The organism is Pseudomonas sp. Sample_9, from assembly GCF_004307535.1.
In the GTDB taxonomy this organism is placed as follows: domain Bacteria; phylum Pseudomonadota; class Gammaproteobacteria; order Pseudomonadales; family Pseudomonadaceae; genus Aquipseudomonas; species Aquipseudomonas mercuritolerans.
Window position 1 is genome coordinate 6501 of record NZ_RAZO01000250.1, and the last position, 15165, is coordinate 21665.

Here is a 15165-nt window from a genome sequence, read left to right on the forward strand (position 1 = left end):
TAAACCGGTCAGGCGGTCGGCAGGGTGACGGCTGGCTGTCAGGATTGTCAGTTTCGTTTGGATAGATGGGGAGTAGCAGTGTGCGGCGATGGTCTTGTGTTGGATTCGCCCCTCATCGGAACGCCGCCCGCCCAGCCCTCTCCCCAAGGAGAGGGAGCCGATTTGTGGGTTTTTCAAACCTGAGTTCGACTCGGTATCCCTTGTCGGCGAACCTCGAGTAAAAAACTCGGTCTGTCCCCTCCCCAGGGAGAGGGTTAGGGTGAGGGGAAAACCGTTCAGCGCACGGTGCAAATCTTCAGATGCCGAGCCAGAGCGCACAGGTATACTGCGCGCCTTTGCGGCTCACTGATCGGGCCGACTTTTTGTTCCCGGAGCTTTTATGACTTCCCCGACCCAACCGCCGGTTGACGACGCTGTGAGCGACGTCCCGGCTGAAGTGGCTGATGCCAGCGAAACCAAGGCCGAGATCCCGGCGTTCAAGTTCCCGTTCAAGCCGGGCGAGCTTGCCTCGGCGAAAGGCTCGAATCAGCCGTGGTACAAGAATGGCGCGAAGAATGGCCACACCAAAACCCCGGGCATGGCGCCGCCGGGTACGCGTCGGTCGATGGGCAAGCGCTGACATCGGAAAGTGATGGTGCTGGCCTCTTCGCGAGCAGGCTCGCTCCCACAGGTTTTGTGTTTGGCGCAGATCCAATGTGGGAGCGAGCCTGCTCGCGAATGCGACAGCCGCTACACCACAAATGTCAGATCAAGCCGCGCGCAATGAAATGAACGCATAAGTCTGCGCCGGTTCCGTCACCACCTGCCCACCCGCAGCCAGTACCTGTCCGGCTACGTCATCGCCAGACAAATGAAACAGCCATTCACTGGTTCGCGCCGCCAGCGGTTGCGCGCTCACTTGGTCGATCACTGCCGCAAAGGCATCCATGTTCGGCAAGTACGCGGTGAACCCGTCGCCCTTGAGCGCCGTGGTGCGAATCCCCAACGTTGCGCAGATCGCATCCTTGAGTCTGATGTCATCCCGATCCGCCTGACGCGAACGCTGAATCAACTCCAGCAGTTCCCGATCAACCAACTCGCCGCCCACGATCAGCTCCGGTCCCTGTCCCCAGGACTCCGGTGGGCAATCCTTGGCAGCAGGATTGAGCGGGATGTGCGGATTGATTTCCGCCGGGTAAATCCGGCACACCAGCGGGCGCCGCTCGTAGATCCGGCAGCGCTTGTCGTCGTCAAGATTCCGGCAGGGGCCGACGTTGTAGGCGGCAAAGGTGATCGCCACGTGAGCATCGGCAGTGCCACTGCGGACCACTGCCGAACGGCGCTCGGCATGTTCGCGCTGCTGCGCCGGCAGGCCCAGGCCATTGCCGAGAAACGCCTCGACCAGCACGATCACCTGACCGCCATCGGCCGCCCACATCCGCGCTTCGGCCAGCGTCAGCGGGACATGGTGGTCAGTGCAGCATTTGCCGCAACCTACGCAGGAAAACGTCGTATTCATTAAGCGATCTGTCTTCAATCAGGGTGTGAAACGGTGGCGGAAAACCACCGCACAGGCCCTGGTCGAAGCAAGTTGTGCGCCATTCACTGAGGTTTGGCGGTTGGGCGAATCGAATCCCACTCGTTGACGAACGCGGTTTTCGACTGTTTGTTGTACAGGCACAGCTCGCTGCCTTGCTGGCCTTTCATGTGTTTTTGCGGGTATTGGCCTTGCAGCAGAACGGCGGTGTAACCGACGCGGTCATCGAATTGCGCGGGTGTGCCGACCGGTTTGACGTTTTTCAGACCGCTGGCCTTGGTGCAACTGGCGAGCACGGTCTTGTCGTAGGCGGCCCAGGCGTCGGGGCTGGAGGCGTGGGCCTGGGAGGCCAGGGCGGTGAGGCTGAGCAGGATTGCGGTGAGGATTTTCAAATTGGGCGTCCTTGGTCGTGGGTGGCCAAGGTTGGAGTCTGCCTGAAGAGTTTTGTTGCCTGGGGCACCGCTAAAAGATCGCAGCCTTCGGCAGCTCCTACATGGAAATGCGGTTTCCTGTAGGAGCTGCCGAAGGCTGCGATCTTTTGACTTTAATCAGTCCGGCACCAATTCCCGGCGGACCACAACCATCCCGACACTCTCATACAACCGCCGCGCCCGCAGGTTGTCCTCCAGAACCCGCAAATCGACAAAGCCCTCGCGGCGCTGTTGAAAGACGCTAAAGGCATGCAGCAACAACGCCCGCCCAAGCCCCCGACCCTGCATTCGCGGGTGCACCACCAGATTCTTGATATACGCACTGGTCCAGCACTGCGCCACGCCCACCACGCCCTCGGCATCGCAGGCAATGAAACACAACGCAGGGTCGTATTCAGGGTCGCTGGCAAAGCGCTGACGCCAATCGTCCAGTGACGGCGCTCGACCGCCACCTTTCAGATGTCCAAGCTGCATCAACTGATGCACCGCCGGCGCCAGCTCCTCGCGGTAGACGGACAGCTCAACCCCGTCCGGCCACTGCGCATCCGGCACCGCTTCACTCAAGTCGCGCCGCAGCAGAAAGCAAAACGTCTCGGCCAAGACTCAGTGCCCATTGGCCGCGACGTGCTTGGCGGCTTCGATCAGACGTTGGGTCAGCTCCGGCGAGGAGAACTTGGTCAGCACTGCATTGGCACCGGCCAGCCGCGCCTTTTCACTGTTCATCGCGCTGTCGAGGGAGGTGTGCAGCAAGACGTACAAGTGCGCAAAGTCCGGGGTCTCGCGCAGGGTGCGGGTGAAGGCGTAGCCGTCCATTTCCGACATTTCGATGTCGGAAACGATCAGGTTGATCTGCTGCGCGGTGCCTTGCAGGTCGAGCAGGCAGTCGATGGCTTCCTTGGCACTGCGCGCGGTGTGGCATTGCAGGCCGAGGTTGCGCAGGGTGTGCACCGATTGCTGCAGGGCCACCTGGCTGTCATCGACTACCAGAATGCGCGCGTTGCCGAGCACTTCGGCGTCTTCCATGGTCAGGTCGGTCGGCGCCATTTCAATCTGCGCCGGGGCGATGCTGTGGATGACTTTTTCGATGTCCAGCACCTGCACCAGCGTACCGTCCACCGAGGTCACGCCGGTGATGTAGGCGCGCGAGCCGCCAGAGCCGAACGGTGGCGGCTTGATGTCGGTGGTCAGGCAATGGACGATCTTGCTCACCGCCTGCACATGCAGACCCTGCTTGGAACGGCTGACATCGGTGACGATCAGGCAGCCACCGTTGGGATCTTCCAGCGGCCGCTCGCCGATCGCGCGGCTGAGATCGATCACCGACAGCGATGCACCGCGCAGGGAGGCGATGCCTTTGACGTGCGGGTGCGACTCCGGCAGCTTGGTCAGCGGCGGGCAGGGGATGATTTCACTGACTTTCAGCAGGTTGATCGCCATCAGCTTGCCGCTGCGCAAGGTAAACAGCAGAAGCGAAAGTGAATCTGCGCGGGCTTTGGTTGAGGACATAAGAACCTTCTGTGGATGGGCGAGAGTGGAAATCGCCAGAAACCTTTGATGCCGGGTTATCGGCTTGAATGGGGTGGGCTTTAGTTTGTCGTCACAGATCAAAAGCCCCTCACCCCAGCCCTCTCCCGGAGGTAGAGGGGGCCGACCGAGGTGTCGCGCGTCATACATCGACCTGAAAAAACGAGTCGATTATGGATTCGAAGAGCTTGAATCGACTAGCGCACAGGAGCCGGTCAGGTTATGGATTCGGTAAATCACGTTCAGGTCGACGGAGTTCTCCAATATCCCCCAATCGGCTCCCTCTCCCTTTGGGAGAGGGCTGGGGTGAGGGGCATTTGGCTCTTGGCCGTCATCTATCAATCTTTCATCCCCAAACGCTTGGCCATCCGCCCCAGATTCGCCCGATCCACCCCCAACTCTCGCGCCGCGCTCGCCCAGTTATCCTGATGACGCTCCAGCGCTGCACTGATCAGGCGCCGCTGAAACTCATCGGTGGCACTGCGCAAATCACCACCGATCATCGGCATTGCATTGGCCAAGTCTGCATTGGCAGGCGCAACCACGTTATCCACAACCTCACGGGGCAAATCCAGATCCGCCGCGCTCAGACTCAAAATCTTCGGCCTGACCTTGCAATTGCCCAACGCCTTCAGCGCACTGCGCCCGATCAAATGCTCCAGCTCCCGGACATTCCCCGGCCAGGTGTAGGCCAGCAGCGCTTCCTGAGCATCACTGTTCAAGCGCAGGCTATTGAGGCCCATGCGCGAGCGGTTCTGCTCGAGAAAGAAACCACTGAGCAGCAACACGTCGCGCCCGCGATCACGCAGCGCCGGCACTCGCAGCGGATACACGCTCAAACGGTGATAGAAGTCGGCACGGTAGCGACCGCTGCGCACTTCTTCGGCCAGATCGCGATTGGTCGCGGCAATCAGACGCACGTCGACCTGGTGCTCCTTGTCCGAACCCAGGCGCTGCAACTGACCGCTCTGCAGTACGCGCAACAACTTGGCCTGGACCGTCAGCGACAGCTCGCCGACCTCATCGAGAAACAGCGTGCCGCCATTGGCCAGTTCGAACTTGCCGCGCCGGTCGCTGGTGGCGCCGGTGAAGGCGCCGCGCACGTGGCCGAACAGTTCGCTTTCCACCAGCGTGTCGGGGAGGGCGGCGCAGTTGAGGCTGATCATCGGTTTGTCGGCGCGCGCGGAGGCGGCGTGGATCGCTTGGGCTACCAGCTCTTTGCCGACCCCGGTTTCGCCGGTGATCAGAACGGTCAGATCACTGCCGCCGACCAGATTGATTTCTTCCACCAGACGTTTATGCGCCTTGCTCTGGCCGATCATTTCGCGGTTCTGCTGACCGCTGGCCTGACGGTAAACCTCGGCGCGCTGATGCTCGTCTTCGGCGCGGGTGGCCAGACGTTCGATGCGTTCGGCGGCATTGACCGTGGCCGAGGCGAGGCTGGCGAAGGCTTGCAGGGCGTCGAGTTCGATCGGCTCGAAACGCTCCGGGTCCAGTGCGTCGAGGGTGATCAGGCCCCAGAGTTTTTCATCGACGAATAAAGGACAGCCGAGGCAGTCGTGAACTTCAAGATGATCGTCGAGGCCATCGACCAATCCGTCGTAAGGATCGGGCAAGTCGCTGTCGGCAGCGAAGCGCGTCGGCCCGGCGCCGGCCAGCAGGATTTCAAAACGCGGGTGCTCGCTGACCTTAAAGCGCCGGCCGAGAGTGTCGGTGCTCAAACCGTCCACCGCCAGCGGCACCAGTGACTCGCCATCCAGACGCAACAACGCGGCGGCATCGCAGGGCAACAAAGCGCGCATGGCCTCGAGCAAACGCCGGTAGCGCTCGCCTTCGGGCAGTTCGCGGGACAGGTCGGCGACCAGAGGCAGCAGGGCGGTAAGCAGAGATTTGGCGATCATGGTTATGTAGTCAAAGAGACAAGGTGTAGTCGCGATGACTATACGTTCATTTGTGTCGAAATGACTACGCAGATTTCAAGCTATTGAATTTAAAGGGTTAATTAGTTGGCACGAAAGCTGATATCCCCAAGGCAATCTTTCGAGGAAGCGCAGGAGTCACCTTATGCTTAGCGTCCAGGATCGTGCCATCATCAAATCCACCGTGCCTCTCTTGGAAAGCGGCGGCGAGGCGTTGATCACGCATTTTTACCGCATGATGCTTTCCGAATACCCAGAGGTGCGGCCGCTGTTCAACCAGGCGCATCAGGCCAGTGGCGATCAGCCGCGTGCCTTGGCCAACGGCGTGCTGATGTACGCCCGGCACATCGATCAGCTCGACCAGTTGGGCGATCTGGTGGCGAAGATCATCAACAAGCATGTGGCCCTGCAGATTCTGCCAGAGCACTACCCGATCGTCGGAACCTGCCTGTTGCGCGCCATTTCCGAAGTGCTCGGCGAAGAGATCGCCACGCCTGAGGTGATGAGTGCCTGGGGCGCTGCGTACGGGCAACTGGCCGACATCCTGATCGGCGCGGAAACCGCGATCTATGACCAGAAGGAACACGCCGTCGGCGGCTGGCGCGGTGCGCGAGAGTTCATCGTCGCGGCGAAAGTGCAAGAGAGCGCGGAAATCACCTCGTTCTACTTCGAACCGGCAGACAAAGGGCCGATTCTTGCGGCCGAACCGGGTCAGTACATCGGCATGAAGCTGATCCTCGACGGCGAAGAAATCCGTCGCAACTATTCGCTGTCGTCACTGGCCAATAACGGTCAGTACCGCATCAGCGTCAAGCGTGAACCGAATGGCCGCGCGTCCAACTATCTGCATGATCAACTGCACGTCGGCTCGAGCATCCAACTGTTCCCGCCGTCGGGCGAATTCACCCTGGCGGCCAGCGACAAGCCGCTGGTGCTGATCAGCGGCGGCGTCGGCATCACTCCGACTCTGGCGATGCTGGAAGCAGCGCTGGCCACCGAACGTCCGGTGCACTTTATCCACTGCGCGCGCAACGGCAGCGTCCACGCGTTCCGTGACTGGGTCGATGGGCTGGCGGCGCGTCATCCGCAACTCAAGCGCTTCTATTGCTACGCCGAAGAGGATGGCGTCAGCCCGGCGGCGGACAAGGTTGGCCTGCTCAACGAAGAACTGCTCGGCCAGTGGCTGCCGGCGCAGCGTGATGTCGATGCTTACTTCTTGGGACCGAAGGGGTTCATGGGCGCGATCAAACGGCATCTGAAAGCGTTGGGCGTGCCGGAGAAACAGAGCCGTTACGAGTTCTTCGGGCCGGCTGCTGCTCTGGAGTGATCCGAGACCGAGTTGTGTCGTTCGCGAGCAGGCTCGCTCCCACCGGATTTGCGTTCGACGCAGATCCATTGTGGGAGCGAGCCTGCTCGCGAATCTTCTGCGCGCCGCAAAAGCCATGTTGGTTAATCATTCCTTAACCGCTCTATCGTTTATTGCCCCGGTGTAGACTTGCGACAATTTCAGCCGCCGGCCGGCTGGACCATGGACTTACAAAGGAAAGGCAATGAGCGAGGAAACGATGCGGTTGGGGCGTGAGCGGCGCTATCTGGTGTTGCTGGGGATCATCTGCCTGGCGTTGATCGGCGGCGCACTTTACATGCAGGTCGTGCTCGGCGAAGCACCTTGCCCGCTGTGCATTCTGCAGCGCTATGCACTGTTGCTGATTGCACTGTTCGCCTTCATTGGCGCGGGCATGCGCAGCCGTCGCAGCATCACCGTGTTCGAGACGCTGGTGGTGATCTGTGCGATTGCCGGGGCCGGTGTGGCCGGGCATCACGTCTATACGCAGTTCTATCCGGCGGTGAGCTGTGGCGTCGATGTGCTGCAGCCGATTGTCGATGATCTGCCGCTGGCAAAGATCTTCCCGCTGGGCTTCCAGGTCGACGGTTTCTGCTCGACGCCGTATCCACCGATCCTCGGTCTGTCGCTGGCGCAATGGGCGCTGGTGGCGTTCGTGCTGGTGGTGATTCTGGTGCCGCTGCTGACTTCGCGAAATCGAAAAGCGCTGCGCTGAGTCAACTTCTGCGCGCACCTGCCGATAAACAAAACGCCCCGATTTTCGTTGATGAAAATCGGGGCGTTTTGCATTTCAGGGCGTTTGTGAAAACACCGTGACGAACGGCAATGAAGCGTGCGGCAAATGTGCGACATGTTGTCACACAGGGGCTGTCGCAGGGACTCGGGAAGCGGCGGATTGGCCGCCTGTTACATAAAAACATTGGCCAGTTTTAGTGTTTTCGGGCTTGAGCACGGACGTACCAGAGCAGGCAGTTTTAACAGGCGCCGGCAGATGGGCGAAGCCCTTGGAACATCGGGCTTTGCGCCGCCCCAGCGTTTGTAGATCGGGTGCAGAGCTGTCTGATTTGAGGCGGTTACGCTGGCAGATTTTGCCGCTTTTATTGAGAAATGCTTTCGATAACTTGCGCAACTTTTGCAAAAATGGCGATGGATTGTTGCTCTGAGTGATAAAAATTATTTCGGGATAAGACATGGTGTATAGGGCGCTACCTATCTACAATCGCCCGCACTGAATTCCCGGCGCTGTTCAGCCTTTATCAAGGAACTGATCAGGAGGTCGGGTGTCGAGCGAGCCGCGAGGTTTTCAAGACACCCTGGTGTCGGTGCCTTTCCAATTTTCCGCACCAAATGGAATTGGTCTGTAACAAGGCCTTTGACCACGAATTCGAATAAGAACTGAACGCTGTCCCAAGGTTTTGTCGAGCGTGTAACGCGCGACGGGCGGCCCTTATTCAATCCAAAGAAAATGCCAACCCTTGGCAGGGTGAAGTGTTGGCGATCAAAACCCAACTGCATTGCGCAAGCTGCTTTAGAGGTCGTGAGATGAGTAAAAACAGGTACCCCAGATTACTAGGCCTAGTGCCGCTGCTCGGCACGTTGTTGCTGGGAGGCTGCAACATGACCTTGCTCAATCCAACGGGCCAGGTCGGCCTGGAACAGCGCAACCTGATCATCACCGCCACGCTGCTGATGCTGTTGGTCGTCGTGCCGGTCATCATCATGACCTTCCTGTTTGCCTGGAAGTACCGCGCTTCGAACAAGAACGCCGTCTACACGCCGAAGTGGTCGCACTCGACCAAGATCGAAGTGGCCGTATGGACCATCCCGGTGCTGATCATCATCGCCCTGGGTTACATCACTTACATCTCGACTCACGAGCTGGACCCGTATCGTCCGATCGAGTCTGACGTCAAGCCGGTGACCATCGAAGTCGTCGCGCTGGACTGGAAGTGGCTGTTCATCTACCCGGAACAAGGCATTGCCACGGTCAACAAGATCGTGTTCCCGGCGCACACGCCAATCAACTTCAAGATCACCTCCGATGCCGTGATGAACTCGTTCTTCATCCCGGGCCTGGGCGGCCAGATCTACGCGATGGCGGGCATGCAGACCAAGCTGCACCTGATCGCTGACCGCAACGCTGAAATGGACGGTATCTCCGCCAACTACAGCGGTGCCGGTTTCACCGGTATGAAATTCAAGGCTATCTCCACCACTCAGGAAGATTTCGACGCCTGGGTAAGTGAAGTCAAGAAGTCGCCTAAACAGCTTGATCAGGCTGAATACGCGGCCCTGGCCAAACCGAGCCAGAACAACCCAGTCGAACTCTACTCGTCGGTCACGCCGAACCAGTTCCAGATCATCGTCGACAAGTACGAAGGTATGAAGCCGGGCAAGCCGCTGAAGCACGAGAAGAAAGAGAAAGAAGTGGCGGCCACGGATATTGACGCGGGTTCGCATTCAGCTGCCGGGGCAGAGGAGTAAACGATGTTTGGTAAATTAAGTTGGGAAGCAGTCCCATTCCACGAGCCGATCGTGATGGTGACCATCGCCATGATCGCCCTCGGCGGTCTGGCGCTGTTCGCTGCGATCACTTACTTCAAGAAGTGGACGTACCTGTGGACCGAGTGGCTGACTTCGGTCGACCACAAGAAAATCGGCGTGATGTACATCGTCGTCGCCATGGTCATGCTGCTGCGCGGCTTTGCCGACGCGATCATGATGCGTACCCAGCTGGCCATGGCCACCGAGGGTTCGCCTGGCTACCTGCCACCTGAACACTATGACCAGATCTTCACCGCTCACGGTGTGATCATGATCATCTTCATGGCGATGCCATTCTTCACCGGCCTGATGAACCTTGCAGTGCCGCTGCAGATCGGCGCGCGTGACGTTGCGTTCCCGTTCCTGAACTCCCTGAGCTTCTGGCTGCTGGTGTCCGGCGTTGTGCTGATCAACCTGTCGCTGGGTATCGGTGAATTCGCCAAGACCGGTTGGGTTGCGTATCCGCCGCTGTCGGGTCTGCAATACAGTCCTGGCGTGGGTATGGATTACTACATCTGGGCGCTACAGCTATCCGGATTGGGTACGACGTTAACCGGGGTCAACTTCCTCGCGACCGTACTGAAAATGCGTACCCCTGGCATGAAACTGATGGACATGCCGATCTTCACCTGGACCTGCACCTGGGCAAACGTTCTGATCGTGGCTTCGTTCCCGATCCTGACCGCTACCCTGGCACTGCTGACCCTTGACCGTTACATGGATTTCCACATTTTCACCAATGAACTTGGTGGCAATCCGATGATGTACGTCAACCTGTTCTGGGCCTGGGGCCACCCTGAGGTTTACATCCTGATCCTGCCGGCATTCGGCATCTTCTCGGAAGTGATCTCGGCGTTCACCGGCAAGAAACTGTTCGGCCACCACTCGATGATCTACGCCTCGGGCGCGATCTCGGTACTGGGCTTCATGGTCTGGCTGCACCACTTCTTCACCATGGGTTCGGGTGCAAGCGTCAACGCCTTCTTCGGTCTGGCGACGATGCTGATTTCCATCCCGACGGGTGTGAAGCTGTTCAACTGGCTGTTCACCATCTACCAGGGCCGTCTGCGCTTCACCAGCCAGGTAATGTGGACTCTGGGCTTCATGGTGACCTTCGCCATCGGCGGCATGACCGGCGTACTGCTGGCCATCCCGGGTGCTGACTTCGTGCTGCACAACAGCCTGTTCGTGATCGCGCACTTCCACAACGTGATCATTGGCGGTGCGGTATTCGGTTACATCGCTGGCTTCGCGTTCTACTTCCCGAAAGCGTTCGGCTTCAAGCTGCACGAAGGCTGGGGTAAAGCAGCGTTCTGGTTCTGGATCTCGGGCTTCTTCGTCGCGTTCATGCCGCTCTATGCACTGGGCTTCATGGGCATGACCCGTCGTCTGAACGCCACCACCAACCCTGAGTGGGTACCGTACCTGTACGTTGCCATGTTCGGTGCGGTGATGATTGCTGCCGGTATCGCCTGCCAGCTGATCCAGCTGTACGTCAGTGTGCGTGACCGCAACAAGCCAGAGAACGTTTGCGATCACGGTGACCCGTGGAATGCACACACCCTGGAATGGTCGACCTCGTCGCCACCACCGTTCTACAACTTCGCTGTGCTGCCTAAGGCTGACTGCATCGACCCGTTCACCGAAGCCAAGGAAAACGGTACTGCGTACCAGCGTCCGGCCAAGTACGAGCCGATCCACATGCCGAACAACACCGCCACTGGCGTGGTGATGGGCGCGCTGTTGACCGTCTTCGGTTTCGCGATGATCTGGCACATCTGGTGGCTGGCGATCGCGAGCCTGGTGGGCACCGTCGTTTACTTCGTGATCCACGCTGCACGTGACGACCAGGGCTATATGGTTCCGGTTGAAACGATCGAGCGTATCGAAGCCGAGCAGCACAAGCGTCTGGTCGCGGCAGGGAAAATCCCGGCCAATGCCACCCGTGTTGAAACCTCGTTGGAACAGGCTTAAACCATGTCGAACTTAGTGACCAATGTTGGACACGCCCATGGTGACCATGGGCACGATGACCATCACCACGACTCGGGCGAGATGACCGTATACGGTTTCTGGCTCTACCTGATGACCGACTGCATTCTGTTTGCGTCGATCTTCGCGGTGTACGCAGTACTGGTAAACAACGTTGCCGGTGGCCCGTCGGGCCACGACATCTTCGAACTGCCATACGTGCTGGGCGAAACCGCTCTGCTGTTGTTCAGTTCGATCACCTACGGCTTCGCCATGCTGGCGTTGTACAAGGGCAAGAAGCAGGCGGTCCTGGGCTGGTTGTTCATGACCTTCCTGCTCGGCGCGGGCTTCATCGCCATGGAGATCAACGAGTTCCACCTGCTGATCTCCGAGGGCTTCGGTCCTAGCCGTTCGGGCTTCCTGTCGGCGTTCTTCACCCTGGTCGGTACCCACGGTCTGCACGTTTCGGCCGGTCTGATCTGGATGGGCATCATGATGTATCAGGTCAACAAGCATGGCCTGACGTCGACCAACAAGACCCGTCTGAGCTGCCTGAGCCTGTTCTGGCACTTCCTGGACGTGGTCTGGATCTGCGTCTTCACCGTTGTTTACCTGATGGGGACTCTGTAATGGCTAATGCACACTCCCATGACAGCCACGATGCTGGCCACGGCAGCGTCAAGTCGTACGCCATCGGCTTCATCCTGTCGGTAATCCTGACCGTCATTCCGTTCTGTCTGGTGATGTACCCGACCCTGCCGAAGTCGACGACACTGGCAATCGTTCTGCTGTTCGCAGTGATCCAGGTGATCGTTCACCTGTATTACTTCCTGCACCTGGACCGTTCCATTGCACAGCGTAACAACGTGATCGCATTCGTCTTTACGGCGATCGTGATCGTGCTGCTGGTTGGCCTGTCGCTGTGGATCATGTTCAGCATCCACACGTACATGATGGCGAAGTGAGGTAGACCCGATGTCGCTCAAGCACTTTATCCAAATCACCAAACCGGGGATCATTTTCGGTAACGTGCTTTCTGTGGCAGGCGGGTTCTTCCTGGCCTCGAAAGGGCATGTCGATCTGGCGGTGTTTCTGGCCGCCATGATCGGTACTTCCCTGGTCGTGGCCTCCGGTTGCGTGTTCAACAACTGCATCGACCGCGACATCGACCTGAAGATGGAACGCACCAAGAACCGTGTGCTGGTCCAGGGCCTCATCTCCCTGAAACTGGCCCTGGTTTACGCGACCATTCTGGGTGTTCTCGGCGTTGCCTTGTTGTACAAGGTGGCCAACCCGTTGGCTGCCTTGTTCGCAGTAATCGGCTTTATCATCTACGTCGGCTTCTACAGCCTGTACCTCAAGCGCAAGTCGGTTCACGGCACGCTGGTGGGCAGTCTGTCGGGCGCCATGCCGCCAGTGATCGGTTACGTTGCCGTGACCAACAGCTTCGACATGGCCGCACTGACCCTGCTGGTGATGTTCAGCCTGTGGCAGATGCCGCATTCCTACGCCATCGCGATTTTCCGTTTCAACGATTACCTGGCCGCATCGATTCCGGTACTGCCAGTGAAACGCGGCATTCAAGTGGCGAAGAAGCACATCCTGCTCTACATCCTGGCGTTCCTCGTGGCGACCTTGATGCTGACCTTCAGCGGCTACGCCGGCATGAGCTACCTCGCCGTCGCCGCCGCCATGGGCATGTACTGGCTGTACATGGCCTGGACCGGCTACAAGGCAGTTGATGACACCGTCTGGGCACGCAAGCTGTTCGTGTTCTCGATCTTCACCATCACTGCGTTGAGCGTCATGATGTCCCTGGACTTCAAGGTACCGACAGAGCTGCTGCTGACGTACGCGCCGTAAGGTTCGCAAGCTTCAGGAAAAACCCCGCACGTTGAGAGATGTGCGGGGTTTTTTGTTGGCTGGCCTGGAGTGTGCCGATTTGCCTGCTCCTTGGCCCAACAGCTTGTGGTGGCGGCTTGAGGGGTGTGTGACTAATGCGACGTTTATGTAAGTGGTGAGGCAGTCACACGCCTCATAAATTCATCGAACAACGGAACGGTGAATGCTATCAGTGCGTACTCGGGACTGTAGATCATGCCCTTTTTGATCAGGCTATCGCGTACGGGGCCCAGGCTCGTAGCGTTTCGCCCCAGCGCTTTGGCTACGTCAGCAGAGCGTTGCGGTCCCTCTCCCAACTCGGCAAGGCAACGCATGTAGTCCCTTTCAGCCGGCGTGGTGCGATCAAAGCGGACCCTGAAAAACGACTCGTCAAGTTTACGGATGCTTTCCTCTGTCGCTGCCTGCGCATCGGCCTCGGTTATGGTCGGTGCTTTGGCAATGTTCCAAGCGGTATAGCCCCACTCCTGCAAAAAATAGGGATAGCCGTGGGTTTTTTCAAAAATCTCACGCAATGCGTCGTCAGAGATACTGGCGCCTTCTTCTTCAACAGGATCACGCAAGGCTTTCCAGGCATCTGTCTCTAAGAGAGCGCCCAGACGAGGAAATTCGAATAGTCGCTCCGCATAACTTTTCGCATCGCCTGCTTGGCCCGCAAGCTGTGGAAGACCCGCGCCAAAAAGAATCAGAGGGAGAGCTGCCTGGTTGACCGCGTGGATGCCGCGGATAAGCGCGCCAAGCTCATCTTTGGAAAGATACTGTAATTCATCAATCAAAATGGCGACTGGTTTCCCTGCGTCCCTCGCGGCCTCCGCTGTTGCTATCAGAACGTCACGGAGATCATCTTCCAGATTGCCACTGTCGGCATAGCCGGCTTCGGAGTCTCCGCCAAGCGTAACTTCGGCCCCGCCCGCCGCGATGGTGATATTGCCGATAAAGCTACGAAGTATGCGTATCCCTCTTTTGACCGTCTCGACCGTGTTCTGCACTCGATCCAAACGCAACAGCACGCGGCGTAACACCGGAATCAAGAGCTGTTTCAACTCCGCACCGTCATGGGCCTCCTGCATTTCGGCGAGATAACCCAATGCCAAAGCTCGATCTTTGATCTGATTCAGAAGTACCGTTTTTCCGACACCGCGTAGGCCCAATATCATCAAGGATTTTGCGTGCTTGCCGCGCTTTGTGCGAGCCAATGCAGTCTCTGCCGTTTCGAGTACTTCCGATCGGCCCGCTAATTCGGGTGGGGAAACACCTGCTCCGGGGTTGAAGGGGTTGGTATTCTTGTCCACAGCTAGATCTCATACGGAATTATTCATGGTTATAGCGGAAAGCACCTATAACCGCAAATAAGTAGCTAAGTGCTTAGCCACGGGTTGGATTGTCTGTCGCTTTTCCAGGACATTAGGTTTGCTATCGGATGGACACAATCGTAGCGATATGCCCCGCCGACTGGCATTAGTGTGGCGGGAGAGCCGAAGTGCTTTGAAACTGGCCTTTGTATTGGCTGGTTGCGCAGTTCAAGTAAAAGACCTAGATTTGGATCCAAATATGTCAACGGCATGTCAGTGAGTCTGATGCGGCCCTCATCTGGCTAAACAAATTGGCTTAACTCAAAAAGGCTGGGCGCAATGACCGAACGGATGACCGGCGATGAGCGATTTATCGCCCTCGCCGAAGAGCTCAACTACGACATCTATGGCGAGAACAGCGCCGGTGGCAATTACGCGCCGCTGATCCGTCATCACGATGAGCTGTACATCAGCGGCATGGTGCCGAGGGTCAATGGCAAGATTCTGTATCCCGGTCGCGTGGGGCTGGAATTGAATCTCAAGGATGCGCAGGCCGCAGCAAGTATCAGCGCCATGCGTTGCCTGGCGCTCATCGTCGATGCGGTGGGTTCGCTGGACAAGATTCGTGCGTTGTTGCGGGTCACGGTGTATGTGAAGTCGACCGCCGACTTTGTCGACCTGAGCGAAGTGGCCAACGGCGCTTCGGATGTCTTCAGCCATGTGC

15 protein-coding genes are annotated in these 15165 nt (G+C 58.4%); 9 read left to right on the forward strand and 6 right to left on the reverse strand.

The genetic code is table 11. The features are described 5' to 3' along the window. The first annotated feature begins 379 nt into the window (after positions 1-379). On the forward strand, positions 380-619 hold the full coding sequence (locus tag D6877_RS14280) for a hypothetical protein (protein ID WP_016773292.1): 240 nt from the start codon (positions 380-382) through the stop codon (positions 617-619). A 129-nt stretch (positions 620-748) separates the two neighbouring features. On the opposite strand, the gene D6877_RS14285 is transcribed toward D6877_RS14280, so the two are convergent. The 5 genes from D6877_RS14285 to norR all read right to left on the reverse strand — a co-directional run bounded on the left by D6877_RS14285 (position 749) and on the right by norR (position 5372). Continuing rightward, positions 749-1498 carry a YkgJ family cysteine cluster protein gene (locus D6877_RS14285; RefSeq protein ID WP_130911214.1) on the reverse strand — a complete coding sequence of 250 codons (750 nt, stop codon included), beginning with the start codon at positions 1496-1498 and terminating at the stop codon, positions 749-751. A gap of 83 nt (positions 1499-1581) precedes the next feature. After that, positions 1582-1908 carry a hypothetical protein gene (locus D6877_RS14290; protein ID WP_130911215.1) on the reverse strand — a complete coding sequence of 109 codons (327 nt, stop codon included), beginning with the start codon at positions 1906-1908 and terminating at the stop codon, positions 1582-1584. Between the two features lie 156 nt (positions 1909-2064). Beyond that, the gene (locus tag D6877_RS14295; RefSeq protein ID WP_130911216.1) at positions 2065-2547 is read right to left on the reverse strand and encodes a GNAT family N-acetyltransferase; all 483 of its coding nucleotides are present in this window, start codon (positions 2545-2547) and stop codon (positions 2065-2067) included. 3 nt (positions 2548-2550) lie between these two features. After that, positions 2551-3453, reverse strand: coding sequence for a chemotaxis protein (locus D6877_RS14300; protein ID WP_016773296.1), 903 nt, complete (start codon positions 3451-3453; stop codon positions 2551-2553). A 356-nt stretch (positions 3454-3809) separates the two neighbouring features. Then, the gene (gene norR, locus D6877_RS14305; RefSeq protein ID WP_130911217.1) at positions 3810-5372 is read right to left on the reverse strand and encodes a nitric oxide reductase transcriptional regulator NorR; all 1563 of its coding nucleotides are present in this window, start codon (positions 5370-5372) and stop codon (positions 3810-3812) included. Between the two features lie 163 nt (positions 5373-5535). Between norR and hmpA the strand changes: the two genes are divergently transcribed. The 7 genes from hmpA (at position 5536) to cyoE (ending at position 13113) form a co-directional block, all read left to right on the forward strand. Then, positions 5536-6717, forward strand: coding sequence for an NO-inducible flavohemoprotein (gene hmpA, locus D6877_RS14310; protein WP_130911218.1), 1182 nt, complete (start codon positions 5536-5538; stop codon positions 6715-6717). 223 nt (positions 6718-6940) lie between these two features. Then, positions 6941-7450 carry a disulfide bond formation protein B gene (locus D6877_RS14315; protein ID WP_016773299.1) on the forward strand — a complete coding sequence of 170 codons (510 nt, stop codon included), beginning with the start codon at positions 6941-6943 and terminating at the stop codon, positions 7448-7450. 827 nt (positions 7451-8277) lie between these two features. Next, positions 8278-9219: a ubiquinol oxidase subunit II gene (gene cyoA / locus D6877_RS14325; protein WP_130911219.1), complete on the forward strand. Its 942-nt coding sequence runs from the start codon at positions 8278-8280 to the stop codon at positions 9217-9219. 3 nt (positions 9220-9222) lie between these two features. Beyond that, a complete protein-coding gene (gene cyoB / locus D6877_RS14330) occupies positions 9223-11253 on the forward strand; it encodes a cytochrome o ubiquinol oxidase subunit I (RefSeq protein ID WP_130911220.1) in 2031 nt (676 codons plus the stop codon). Between the two features lie 3 nt (positions 11254-11256). Then, on the forward strand, positions 11257-11880 hold the full coding sequence (gene cyoC / locus D6877_RS14335; RefSeq protein WP_016773303.1) for a cytochrome o ubiquinol oxidase subunit III: 624 nt from the start codon (positions 11257-11259) through the stop codon (positions 11878-11880). Next, on the forward strand, positions 11880-12215 hold the full coding sequence (gene cyoD, locus D6877_RS14340) for a cytochrome o ubiquinol oxidase subunit IV (protein ID WP_130911221.1): 336 nt from the start codon (positions 11880-11882) through the stop codon (positions 12213-12215). Before cyoC ends, cyoD begins: the two co-directional genes overlap by 1 nt. A gap of 10 nt (positions 12216-12225) precedes the next feature. After that, the gene (cyoE, locus tag D6877_RS14345) at positions 12226-13113 is read left to right on the forward strand and encodes a heme o synthase (RefSeq protein WP_016773305.1); all 888 of its coding nucleotides are present in this window, start codon (positions 12226-12228) and stop codon (positions 13111-13113) included. A gap of 143 nt (positions 13114-13256) precedes the next feature. On the opposite strand, the gene D6877_RS14350 is transcribed toward cyoE, so the two are convergent. After that, on the reverse strand, positions 13257-14441 hold the full coding sequence (locus tag D6877_RS14350) for an ATP-binding protein (protein WP_130911222.1): 1185 nt from the start codon (positions 14439-14441) through the stop codon (positions 13257-13259). Positions 14442-14780: 339 nt separating this feature from the next. On the opposite strand from D6877_RS14350, the gene D6877_RS14355 reads away from it, so the two are divergent. Then, positions 14781-15165 (forward strand): RidA family protein (locus tag D6877_RS14355; protein ID WP_130911223.1); only part of this gene is annotated, 385 nt, incomplete at its 3' end.